At 61.2% G+C, this 12,117-nt stretch carries 11 protein-coding genes; 10 read left to right on the forward strand and 1 reads right to left on the reverse strand.

The features are described from left to right. The first annotated feature begins 1 nt into the window (after position 1). The 10 genes from DKK66_RS06255 (at position 2) to ggt (ending at position 11,720) form a co-directional block, all read left to right on the forward strand. Positions 2–559, forward strand: a complete 558-nt coding sequence (locus tag DKK66_RS06255) for a SiaB family protein kinase (protein WP_045846451.1) — start codon at positions 2–4, stop codon at positions 557–559. An 11-nt stretch (positions 560–570) separates the two neighbouring features. Beyond that, entirely contained in the window at positions 571–957 is a 387-nt protein-coding gene (locus DKK66_RS06260; protein WP_045846452.1) for a DUF1987 domain-containing protein, read from the forward strand. Positions 958–1,061: 104 nt separating this feature from the next. Continuing rightward, positions 1,062–2,321 carry a glutamate-5-semialdehyde dehydrogenase gene (locus DKK66_RS06265; RefSeq protein ID WP_131356343.1) on the forward strand — a complete coding sequence of 420 codons (1,260 nt, stop codon included), beginning with the start codon at positions 1,062–1,064 and terminating at the stop codon, positions 2,319–2,321. Between the two features lie 337 nt (positions 2,322–2,658). Further along, positions 2,659–3,111 carry a DUF2214 family protein gene (locus DKK66_RS06270; protein ID WP_131356346.1) on the forward strand — a complete coding sequence of 151 codons (453 nt, stop codon included), beginning with the start codon at positions 2,659–2,661 and terminating at the stop codon, positions 3,109–3,111. Positions 3,112–3,187: 76 nt separating this feature from the next. After that, entirely contained in the window at positions 3,188–3,547 is a 360-nt protein-coding gene (locus DKK66_RS06275) for a hypothetical protein (RefSeq protein WP_131356349.1), read from the forward strand. A gap of 317 nt (positions 3,548–3,864) precedes the next feature. Then, entirely contained in the window at positions 3,865–4,566 is a 702-nt protein-coding gene (locus DKK66_RS06280; RefSeq protein WP_131356352.1) for a S9 family peptidase, read from the forward strand. A 95-nt stretch (positions 4,567–4,661) separates the two neighbouring features. Beyond that, on the forward strand, positions 4,662–6,044 hold the full coding sequence (locus DKK66_RS06285) for a DUF2252 domain-containing protein (RefSeq protein WP_131356354.1): 1,383 nt from the start codon (positions 4,662–4,664) through the stop codon (positions 6,042–6,044). A 266-nt stretch (positions 6,045–6,310) separates the two neighbouring features. Beyond that, entirely contained in the window at positions 6,311–7,921 is a 1,611-nt protein-coding gene (locus DKK66_RS06290; protein WP_165494111.1) for a methyl-accepting chemotaxis protein, read from the forward strand. A gap of 575 nt (positions 7,922–8,496) precedes the next feature. Next, a complete protein-coding gene (locus DKK66_RS06295) occupies positions 8,497–9,849 on the forward strand; it encodes a glutamine synthetase family protein (RefSeq protein ID WP_131356357.1) in 1,353 nt (450 codons plus the stop codon). Between the two features lie 152 nt (positions 9,850–10,001). Beyond that, on the forward strand, positions 10,002–11,720 hold the full coding sequence (gene ggt, locus DKK66_RS06300; protein WP_131356359.1) for a gamma-glutamyltransferase: 1,719 nt from the start codon (positions 10,002–10,004) through the stop codon (positions 11,718–11,720). A 14-nt stretch (positions 11,721–11,734) separates the two neighbouring features. On the opposite strand, the gene DKK66_RS06305 is transcribed toward ggt, so the two are convergent. Next, positions 11,735–12,049 (reverse strand): hypothetical protein, encoded by a 315-nt coding sequence (locus DKK66_RS06305; protein ID WP_045846461.1) that lies wholly within the window; start codon positions 12,047–12,049, stop codon positions 11,735–11,737. Positions 12,050–12,117 lie beyond the last annotated feature (68 nt).

Raw genomic sequence — 12,117 nt, forward strand, 5'->3', positions numbered from 1 at the left:
CATGAGCCTGACCGACTTTCACCGATTCAAGGAACTGGCCCGCCAGGAAAACGTGGTGTTTTTCTATACCGGCTACTTCTCGCAAAGCATTGTCACTGCCATGGGCGATTCGCTGCGCCTGCGGCTGGCCAGCCTGGATGCCAGCCAGACCGCCCGCCGCAAGCTGTTTTCCGTCTTCGTGGAAATGGCACAAAACGTGGTGCATTACTCTGCCGACCATCTGAGCGCCAGTGCTGCTGACGACCACGAAATCCGCATGGGCTCGTTGTGGGTGGGCGAAACCGACGGCCAGTTTTACGTGGTCTGCGCCAACCCCATCACCCCGGAAGGGGTGGAGCACATCCGCGCCAAGCTGGAACCGCTGCGCACCATGACCAATGAAGAAATCAAGGCACGCTACAAGGAAAAGCTGCGCGCGGAAGGCGAAGCCGGCAGCAAGGGCGCCGGCCTTGGTTTTCTTACCGTGGCCCGTGACTCCAGCAATCCCATCGAATTTGATTTTGTTGAAGAAAACGACGGCAAACCCTTCACCACCTTCTACCTCAAAGCCACCATTTAAAAGCAGCCATCATGCAAAACCTGTATATCGCGCCCACTTCGTCCACCCCGGAAGTGAATTTCCAGTTTGACCGCCACCAGTTGAGCCTGCGCGGCGAGAGCTATCCGGAAAATGCCCACGCCTTCTTCGGCCCCATCATGCAGGCCATCAATGCCTACCTGCCCACCCTGCAATCCACCCAGGTCACGGTGGACGTGCAGCTGGCCTACTTCAACAGTTCCAGCACCAAGGTACTGCTGGAATTGTTCAGCCTGTTCAATGACGCAGCAGTGGCAGGCAATTACGTCACCCTCAACTGGCACTACATCGAGGACGACGAAACCATTCTGGAATTCGGCCAGGAAGTGGCGGATGACTTCACCGCGCTGGATTTCCACCCCTGCGCACTGGTGGAATAAGCCCCTGTCCGACAATATCCATCTGGCGGCTGACTGGATACGGCAGCAGGTTTTGGGGTAATCTGGCTGACTACCCCGTCGAGATCTGATTCAGGACATCCGCCATGAATGTGAAGGACTACATGCAGCGCGTCGGCCAGGCGGCGCGCAAAGCCAGCCGCGCCATTGCCAAGGCCGATACCCGCCAGAAAAACCAGGCACTCAATGCCATGGCCGATGCCATCGTGCGTGACAGCGCCAAATTGTTGGCGGCCAACCGGCAAGACCTGGACGCTGCCCGCGCCGCCGGGCTGGACGCCGCCTTCATCGACCGTCTGGCCCTGTCTGACGCCACCGTGGCCAGCATGGCCGAAGGCCTGCGCCAGATCGCCGCCCTGCCGGACCCGGTGGGTGAAATGGACGATTTCTGCTACCGCCCTTCCGGTATCCAGCTGGGCAAGATGCGTGTGCCGCTGGGCGTGGTGGGCATCATTTACGAAGCCCGCCCCAATGTCACCGCCGATGCCGCCGGCCTGTGCCTGAAATCCGGCAATGCCACCATCCTGCGTGGCGGCTCGGAAGCCTTCCACAGCAACCAGGCCATTGCCGCCTGTGTCAGCGAAGGCCTGCGGGTGGCCGGTCTGCCCGCCGAAGTGGTGCAGGTGGTGGAAACCACTGACCGCGCCGCCGTGGGCGAGTTGATCACCATGCAGCAATATGTCGACGTGATTGTGCCGCGTGGCGGCAAGAGCCTGATTGCCCGCATCAGTGCCGAAGCCCGTGTGCCGGTGATCAAGCATCTGGATGGCAATTGTCATGTCTACATCGACGACACCGCCAATCCGGACAAGGCCTTCAACATCGCGATGAATGCCAAGACCCAGCGCTATGCACCGTGCAACACCATGGAAACCCTGCTGGTGCACACCGCGTTTGCCGAATTCATCCTGCCGCGCCTGGCTGAGGCCTACTGGGAAAAGGGCGTGGAACTGCGTGGCTGCGAACGCACCCGCGCCATCCTGGGCGACAAGGTACTGACCGCGACGGAAGAGGACTGGTTTACCGAATACTCCGCCCCGATTCTGGCCATCAAGGTGGTGAAGGATCTGGACGAAGCCATCGAGCACATCAACCACTATGGCAGTCATCACACCGATGCCATCGTCAGCGAAGACTACGGCCGCGCCCGTCGCTTCCTGCGCGAAGTGGATTCCTCCAGCGTGATGGTGAACGCCAGCACCCGCTTTGCCGATGGCTTCGAATATGGCCTGGGTGCGGAAATCGGCATCTCCACCGACAAGATCCACGCCCGTGGCCCGGTAGGACTGGAAGGCCTCACCAGCCAGAAATGGGTAGTACTGGGTGACGGTCAGGTGCGCGGCTAAGCCGGACTGACGGTTGGCCCCCTCTCGCTTTCCGAAAGGAAAGCGAGGCTCCCTTGCAGGGCAAGGGCGGGGGGATTGGGATCAGATGGTTAAGGCTGTGAAATCAAATACTTATTCGAAAGGACCGGCTTTGCCGGGTCCAGTGCAATCGTATCAAATTACGTTGTCTGCAGCCTGAGAAAACCGGCCCCGGCCGGTTTTTTTGTGCCTGTCACATGCACCGGCAGCGGCAATTTCCCCACAGGCAGTCCGGGGACCAGGACAAAATCCGGCCACCGCTTGCCAGCCCGCAACGGCTTCTCTAGTGTAGGAAAACTTGGCAGACCGGGGGGTCATCATGCTGCAATGGCTGCTTGCCACGCTTCATCTGCTGGCGCTGGGCTGCGGCCTGGGTGCCATCGCCGCACGCGGGCGGAATCTGGCTGATCAGCCCGATGCCCCGGCCTGGCAGCGCAGCCTGCGCGCCAATAACTGGTGGCGTCTGGCACTATGCCTGTGGCTGGCAAGCGGCCTGCCCATGCTGGGCCAGCACCCGGAGCAGCTGTGGATGACTGGCAGGCTGCCGCCAGTGGCCCTAGCCAAGCTATTAGGCTGCCTGCTGCTGTTCATGCAGGAATGGCGCAGCCTGTCCCTGCTGCACCAATGCCGCGAACGACTGGAAAGGGGCCGCTTGCCAGCAGATGAGCTGCGCAGTCGGCTATACCGCGCCAGCCGCCGGCAACTGGCCTTGCTGCTGCTGTTGCTGCTGTTGTCCACCGCCTGGCATACCGGGCTGTTCAACACTCCTTAACATCTGCCCGCCCGGAGGGTGGAACCAGCCCCCAGGCACAGCACTCCATCCGTTTTTATTGTCGGGAAATCAACCCATGCCACCACAGACCCTGTCCCGCATCCTGCCTGTCCTGGCCTGCCTTGGCATTTTTTCCGCCAGCTTCAGCGCGCAGGCAGAAAGCACCTTGCAATTACAGTCCGCCAAAGCCCCGGCAGAAATTGCCGAATGCTTGCAGCAGGGCATGCGCCGGCTGAAGATTCCCGACGATTATGTAAAACGGGACACCGCCAGTGACGGTGCCGCCGCCGTCCGTCTGCTCAATCCGGTCAGCAACAACACCAGCCTGCAAGTCAGCATCACACCGCAAGCATCGGGAAGTCAGGTGCAGGTGGACCAGAACGGCATCCCGCTCACCCCGCCCTGGCAACGGATGATCAAACGCTGCGCCGAATGAACACACAGGCTATCCCAGGTCTGCCATGACAACCCAGCCGTCCTGCCGGATGGCTGTGGATAATATAAAAAACTGCTGAAGATCAGTGGATAGCCTGAATAGTTTCTGCACAAGCTGTGGATAAATTGTGTTTTTATGCAGATTTGCGTGACAAGCCCCACCACTGACGACGTAACACGCTGTGTACAAAGCGTAAGGAAACACCTGTACCGGTGGATACTGTGCACAGCCTGTGGATGTTTCTGTGGATAACATCCACATGACAAACGCCTGTACAAGGGGCAAGATTCCCGTTTTGCCCTCCCCCTTTCACCGCCATGTCCTTGTTCCCGCTGCCCTGTGGCGACCATCTGCTGCACGGCGATCAACTGCATTGCGCGCAACCACGCACCCACCTGCTGTTGCTGCACGGCGCAGGCAATGGTCAGCGCGCGCCTTTTCAGCCCCTGCGCCAGACCTTGCAACAACAAGGCATTGCCAGCACCGCCTTTGATTTTGTCGGCCATGGCGACACCGGCGGCAGCCTGACCGGCTCCAGCCTGGCACACCGGGTCAGCCAGACTCATGCAGTGCTGGCGGCCAGCGGGCTGCACGGCATGAGTCTGGCCTTGCTGGGCAGCAGCATGGGTGCTTATATCGCCATCCGGCTGCTGGACGACATTCAATGCAGCCACCTGATCCTGCAAGTGCCCGGCGCTTACACGCCAGATGCCTTTGCCGTCCCATTCGGCCCAGCGTTCAGCGCCGTGCTGCGCCAGCAGGACAGCTGGCTGGATAGCGATGCCTGGGACAGGCTGGCTGGTTTTCGCGGCCATCTGCTGCTGGTGGAGGCAGAACATGATGCCGTGATTCCCCGCGCGCTGAGCCAGCGGCTGCATGACAGCGCCAGTCAGGCCAAAAGCCGCAGCCGCTTGCTGATTGACGGTGCCAGCCACCTGCTGGCTGCCCACTGGCAAGCCCATCCGGACGCCGCCCGGCGCTATCAGCAGCACATTGCCCGCTTCCTGCTGCAGGACTGAAGCCGCCGCAAGCAGCGCGCCATGCCGCCAATCATAAAAATTTCATGACTTAACCATTACACTGGGGCTGACTGTCATCTATCAGGTTGCCTGCCATGCCCAGCACTACCCATCCTCAATATGAAAACGGACTTGCCGCCGGCAAGGCCAGACGTGAACACTGCCCGCGCACCCGGCAGGCAGAATGCGTACTCAGCCCCAGCCGCGATGTGCTGGCCATGCTGCGCCAGAGTTCGGCGGACCGCGTACCCGGACTGATTGGCCTGCGCTACCAGCGCATGCAGGCCTCCCCGTTTGCCTTTTTCCGCGGCATGGCCATGATCCAGGCCGCGGACCTGGCCGCCGGCCCTGACAGCGGCATCCACCTGCAAGTATGTGGCGATGCCCATCTGATGAATTACGGTTTTTTTGCCTCGCCGGAACGCCAGCTGATGTTCGACATCAACGATTTCGACGAAACCCATCACGGCCCCTGGGAGTGGGACCTGAAACGCCTCGCGGTCAGCGTGGTGCTGGCCGCCCGCCAGCGCGGCTTTGGCACCGTCAGCGGCGCACAGGCGGTTTATCAGTTGGTGGGCACCTACCGCCGCCGCATGCAGGACTACGCCCGCATCAGCCAGCTGGAGTTGTGGTACAGCAAGGTGGGTTTCGAACAATTGCTGGAACGCTCACCCAGCGACGCGGTGCGCCAGCAATTGCTCAAGCTGGCGGACAAGGCCAGAAACCAGACACAGGAGAAGCTGCTACCCAAGATGACGGTGCTGGACAATGGCAATCTGCGTCTGCTGGACAATCCGCCAGTCATTTTCCACATGCAGCAGCAAGACCAGGTATGGGGCAATGACGAACACTGGCTGGGCGAAGGGCAGGCTCACGACCTGCTGCGTCCCATGCTGGCCGCCTACCGTACAACGCTGAAGGAAGATCGCCAGACGCTGCTGGACCGCTTCCGGCTGGTGGACGCGGCCTTCAAGGTGGTGGGTGTGGGCAGTGTCGGGACACGCTGCCTGGTGATGCTGCTGCAGGACAACTACGACCAGCCGCTGTTCTTGCAACTGAAAGAAGCGCGCCGCTCGGTGCTGGAGCCCTACACCGCGGCCTGCGTGCATGGCCATCAGGGCAAGCGGGTGGTATTTGGCCAACGACTGATGCAGGCCGCCAGCGATGTGTTTCTGGGCTGGACGAGCGGGCCGGGTGAACGGCACTTCTATGTGCGCCAGCTGCGCGACATGAAGGCCGCACCGTCACTGGAGTCATTCGCCAGCGCGGACAGCCTGGCTGCCTTTGGTCAGGCCTGCGCCTGGGCACTGGCCAGGGCGCATGCCAAATCCAGCGGCCGCGCGGCCGAACTGGCCGGCTATATCGGCCAGTCGGACAAATTCGACCAGGCCATTGCCAGCTATGCCACCGCTTATGCGGATCAGGTAGAACGTGACTTTGCGGTTTTCACTGCCGCCCTAGCAAAACAGGAGCTATAAACAAAAGAGTTGAAAAAACGACACAAGCGTTTGCCGGATTGGGGTTTTCAGCAGTTATTTTCCCCGGCGAACACGGTTTAGTATTAAAAATGCCACGGTATACTTTTAATGCCGATTGCAAAAGCGGACTCACTGCATCACCCCTCACCGTCCTTTGCCTGAATAACAAGCTGCGCTGCCTGACTTGGTAGTCTGGGAAAGCGCAGCAATAAATAGGGCCATGACGGTGTTTGACAAAACCAATACAGCCAACCGGGAAGACAACCGTGCGAGTCAATACCCGCCTCATCATCATCGTTGCAGCCAGCCTTTTTGCCCTGATCGCGCTGGCGGCATCGTCCCTGTACATCACGCGCAGCACGCTGCAGAGTGAAAAACGCGAGCAGATCACCATGCTGTTGCGCATGGCGGAAAACACGCTGGACTACTATGCCAAGCAGGAAGCCAGCGGCAAGCTGAGCCTCCAGCAGGCGCAAGACCAGGCACGCAAGACGCTCAAGGCACTGAAGGTGGATGACATTTACTTCTTTGCCCGCGACAAGGATAACCGGCTGGTGCTTCATCCCAAGGCGGAGCGCGAAGGCAAGGTGGACATGGGCAGCACCGTACCCGACGGCCGCACCACGGTAGCGGTGTATGACGAAGCGCTGCAAAAGGACCACTACGGCATCGTCACCATTCTCACCTCGCGCGGGGCCAACAAAGAGCAATTGCCCAAGCTCAATGGCGTGGTGCGCTTCGACCCATGGGGCTGGACGGTTGGCACCGGCTTCTTCATCGACGACATTGATGCCCTGTTCTGGAAGCAAGGCACGGTGCTGCTGGTGCTCAGCGCCGTGGCCGTGGTGACGCTGATTCTGCTGGGTGCCGCCATGTCGCGCAGCATCGTGCGCTCGCTGGGTGGTGAGCCGGCCTATGCCGCGCAGGTGGTGCGCCATATTGCCCAGGGCGACCTGACCGAGCGGATCGAGGTCAATGGCCCGCCGGAAAGCCTGTTGGCCGCCATGCAGGAAATGCAGCAAAAGCTGAGGGAAATGATCAGCCAGATCCGCCAGTCCACCGATGACATCGGCCATGCCGGCCAGCAGTTGTCGGAACAAATGCAGAAAGTGGACGAGGTATCCGGCATTGCCAGCAACTCCACGGCATCCGCAGCGGCCTCCATCGAACAGCTGTCAGTCAGCATTGATCACGTCAAGGACAATGCCGGCGGTTCGGAAGAAGGGGCCCGTCGTTCCAGCCAGCTGGCGCGCGAAGGCGAAGTGGTGGCCAAGGAAGCGGCCAGCGGTATCCAGTCCATTGCCACCCAGGTGGGCGATGTCAGCGACATGGTGGGCAGCCTGGCCGAACGCACCCGCAATATCAGCGGCATTGCCGAAACCATTCGCGACATTGCCAACCAGACCAACCTCCTGGCGCTGAATGCCGCCATCGAAGCGGCACGCGCCGGGGAAATGGGCCGCGGTTTTGCCGTGGTGGCCGACGAAGTGCGCAAACTGGCCGAGCGTACCGCGACTGCCACTGATGAAATCACCCACATCGTCCAGGCGGTGGTCAACGAAACCGGCACGGTAGCTGGCCGCATGGAAGAAATCCGCCCGGCAGTGCAACTGGGGGTAGGCAAGGCCAACCAGGCGGCAGAAACGCTGGACACCATCAGCCAGCAGGCCCATGCCGCACTGGAAAGCCTGCACGCCGTGGTCAGCGCCATGACCGAACAAAGCCAGGCCGGTGCCAATATTGCCGTCAGCGTGGAACAGGTGGCCGGGGTGGTGGAGGAAACCCAGTCCTCGGTACAACTGGCGGTGGAAGCCATGCACAACATCGACAACCATGCACGGCAACTGAACGCTTCGGTATCCCGCTTCCGGCTGTGACGCGGCAAACCCGCCCCATGGCAAGCGGATGCCAGCCTGCTGGCCAGGGGGTTTGAAGATACAGGGCTGAACCTGGCATTGCAGGGATGATTCGGGAAGGCTGGTTGTCAGCACGGCCTTCCCGTTTCATTCCCACCACGCCGCCCTTGGCTGATATCTCAGCGCTGCACTGCTCCGCAGGCTTGATGAATTTGTGATCACACGATAGCACCACCCCATGTGTGCCGAGCAAACAGCCCAAGACCGCGACAGGCCCCGGCATCATCCAGCCTTCCTGGCAAAGCCTTTACCTGAACACTCTTCCCGATAGATTCCCATCCATCCGCTCTTGCGCGGCCAGAATGCCGCGCATTCCACACCAAACACGTGCTGCCATTTGTGATCATACTGTGGCCTGCCACATACAACAGCCTTGTATTTGGGCCACATCCGATCAACAAGGCGACGCCACGCTTGCCCTCCCCCCTGCCGGTGGCATAATGCCCACAGGGCCAAGCCCGCAAAATCAAAAAAATGCATGACAGACAGACAGGCAGATAGATAAAACAATCGAGAACGCTCCAAGGGAGACCTGCATGTCCCAACTCTCCATCACGGCCGCTCAGGCCGAATGGTTGACGCAACAAAACGTCCGCGACGTAGAACTGGCCTTTGCCGACGTCAGCGGCTTCCCGCGTGGCAAGACCCTGCCCGCTCAGGCGCTGATCAAAGGCCAGGAATTGCGTATTGCCCGCGCCGTGGCCATCCAGACTTGCGTGGGCGAATTCCCCGATTACCGTTTTTACGGCGAGAACGATCCGGACGTGGTACTGCGCCCGGACTTTGCCACCCTGCGCCCGGTACCCTGGGCCAAAACCCCGCGCGCGCTGGTGGTGTGCGACAACATCGACCATGACGGCAGCCTGTCGCCGCTGGCCCCGCGCTCGGCACTGAAAAACATCCTGGCCCGCTATCAGGCGCGCGGCTGGACCCCGGTGGTGGCACCGGAGCTGGAGTTCTACATTTTCGCCGCCCATGCCGACGCCAATCAGCCCTACCAGGCACCGGCGCTGCGCACCGGCCGGCGTGAAAGCGGCTTCGATGCCTTCAGCTTTTCCACGCTGAACGATCTGGAAGGCTTCTTCGACGACCTGTATCGCGCCTGTGAACAGCTGGGCATCGACACCGATACCTATGTCCATGAAATGGGCCCCAGCCAGTTCGAGATCAACCTCAAGCACGGCAATGCGCTGGAACTGGCCGACCAGACCTTCCTGTTCAAGTACGCGCTGAAGGAAATCGGCTATCAGCACGGGCTGAACGTGGTGTGCATGGCCAAACCGCTGTCCGGTCAGCCCGGCAGTTCCATGCACCTGCACCAGAGCGTGGTGGATGGCCAGGGCAACAATGTGTTCAGCCTGGCAGATGGCGAAGCCAGCCCGGACTTCTTCCACTACATTGGCGGCCTGCAGCAATATCTGCCGCACCTGATGCCGCTGTTCTGCCCCAGCCCCAACTCCTTCCGTCGCTTCGTCAAGGGTCTGGCCGCGCCGGTCAATGTCAGCTGGGGCGTGGACAACCGTTCGGTGGGCATCCGTGTGCCGGTATCCGGCCCGGCCGCGCGCCGCGTGGAAAACCGCCTGCCCGGCTGCGATGCCAACCCCTATCTGTCGCTGGCCGCCAGCCTGGGCGCCGGCTTGTTGGGTGTGGAAGAAAAGCGCAGCCCGAGTGAGGCCGCCATCGGTAATGTCTTCAACAACGACGATGCCGCCACCCTGCCCAACACCCTGGATGCCGCCTGCGCCCTGATGGCCGGGCACGACACCGCCAAGCGGCTGTTCGGTCAGGAATTCACCGATGCCTATCTGGCAGTGAAGGACATCGAGCTGAGCCACTATCACAACCAGATCACCGCCTGGGAGCGCCAGTACCTGACCACGCTGGCCTGATCCTCCGTCAGCCTGCCAAGCTGCCAGCCGCCCTGTTGCGACTGGCAGCTTTTTTGTTGCCAACCGCGCTGGATTGACCCTGCCGAACGCCTGAGCCACCATGCTGCTGTCCTGTCCGGACCAGACTGCCAACCCCGCCCCCGAGGAATGACATGCGTTTTACCGCCCTGCTCTTGTTGCTGGTGCCGCTGTGCGCACTGGCCGATACCGCAGCACCGGAAGCGGCCAGCGGCTTTCAAACCCGCCCTGCCGTTTACAGCCGCCACAGCATGGTCAGCACGGCCAATCCCTACGCCAGTGCAGCCGCACGCGATATCTTGCGCCGTGGCGGCAGTGCCATTGACGCAGCCATCGCCGCACAACTGGTGCTGGGGCTGACCGAGCCACAATCCTCCGGCATTGGCGGTGGTGCTTTCATGCTGTATTTCGATGGCCGCAAGCTCACCAGCTTTGACGGCAGGGAAACCGCCCCCGCCACTGCCGAGGCAAACCTGTTCCTGCAAAAAAACGGCCAGCCGATGGATTTTTACCGCGCAGTAGTAGGTGGCCGTTCGGTTGGCGTGCCCGGTGTGGTGGCCATGCTGAAACTGGCGCACCAGCGCGGCGGCAAGCTCGCCTGGGCCAGTCTGTTCCAGCCTGCCATTGCGCTGGCACGCAACGGTTTTGCCATGTCACCGCGCCTGCACACCTTGCTGGGTTCGGAACGCTTCTTGCAGCAAGACCCGCAGGCGCGGGCTTATTTTTATCAGGCTGATGGCAGTCCGTTGCCGGTTGGCTCCCGGCTGAAAAACCCGGACTATGCCACCACGCTGGAGCTGCTGGCGAAGCAAGGCCCGGCAGCGTTTTATCAAGGAGAGATCAGCCGGGCCATCATCGATGCGGTCAACCATCACCCGGTCAACCCCGGCCGCATGCTGGCGGCCGATCTGGCCGCTTACCAGGCCATCGAACGCAAACCGCTGTGTGGCCCGTATCGCAGCTGGCAGGTATGCGGCATGGATGCACCCAGCTCTGGCGGGGTTGCCGTCTTGCAGATGCTGGGCGTGTTGCAGCGCTTACCGCTGTCTTCCATGTCTCCCACCGGCAGCAACACCATCCACCTGTTTGCCGAGGCAAACAAGCTGGCTTTTGCCGACCGCAACCGCTATCTGGCCGACCCTGGCTTTGTCAGCGTGCCCAGCCAGGCCCTGATTGCAACGGACTACCTGCAACAGCGCAGCCAGCTTATCAACCCGTCCCGCAGCATGGGACGCGCCACGGCGGGCGAGCCTTCCGGCATCCGGCTCAGCCGTTACGGCCGGGACAACGCTCCCGAACTGCCCTGCACCTCGCATCTGAACATTGTGGATGGTGCCGGGCGGGTGGTCAGCATGACCACCTCCATCGAAGACCAGTTTGGCAGCCGGCTGATGGTGAAGGGCTTTTTGCTGAACAACCAGCTCACCGATTTTTCTTTCCGTCCGGATGAAGACGGCACGCCGGTTGCCAACCGGGTGGAAGCACGCAAGCGCCCGCGCAGCAGCATGTCGCCCACTGTGGTGTTTGATGCCCGCGGGCAATTCCTGCTAGCCACCGGTTCACCGGGTGGCAGCCAGATCATCGGCTATGTCGGCCAGACGCTATTGGGCCTGCTGGACTGGAAACTGGACCCGCAGCAAGCGGTCAGCCTGCCGCACTACGGCAACCGCAATGGGGATACCGAACTGGAAAGCGGACGCGGTCTGGATGCACAGGCCAGTACCTTGCAAGCCATGGGGCATGTGGTGCGTCAGGTGGAGATGACCAGTGGCCTGTCGGCCATCGTCAAAACCCCGCGTGGCTATGTCGGCGGGGCCGATCCGCGCCGGGAAGGCGTGGTGCTGGGTGATTAGACGGCTGGCCGCGCTCAGCGACGGCTGGCCTGCAGGCGCTGGGCCAGTTCGGCAATGGCGCTGTCCCGGTCCAGTGGCGGCATGCTTTGCTGCTGGGTGGCGCTGATCCACTTTTCCACTTGCGACCGATCTCCACGTGCCGCCTTGAGCAACAGGCCAAAAGCCTGACCGGTGCTGTGTTCCAGCGGCTCCACCGGGCGTGACTGGGTATGGGCTGCATAAATGCGGCTGTCCACAGCCCGGCCCTGCTTGTTGCGTTTGCCGGTGTGACGCAACCACAGCAGCAACAGGATGATGCTCAACAGGCTTAGCAGGACGAAAGTCAGCATGACGTAGAAATTTCCCCTGAAAAAGAATGAAATTCGCAACATCAGTCGGTGTCGACTTATGTGCTTAT

The organism is Aquitalea sp. USM4 (genome assembly GCF_004328945.1).
In the GTDB taxonomy this organism is placed as follows: Bacteria; Pseudomonadota; Gammaproteobacteria; order Burkholderiales; family Chromobacteriaceae; genus Aquitalea; species Aquitalea pelogenes.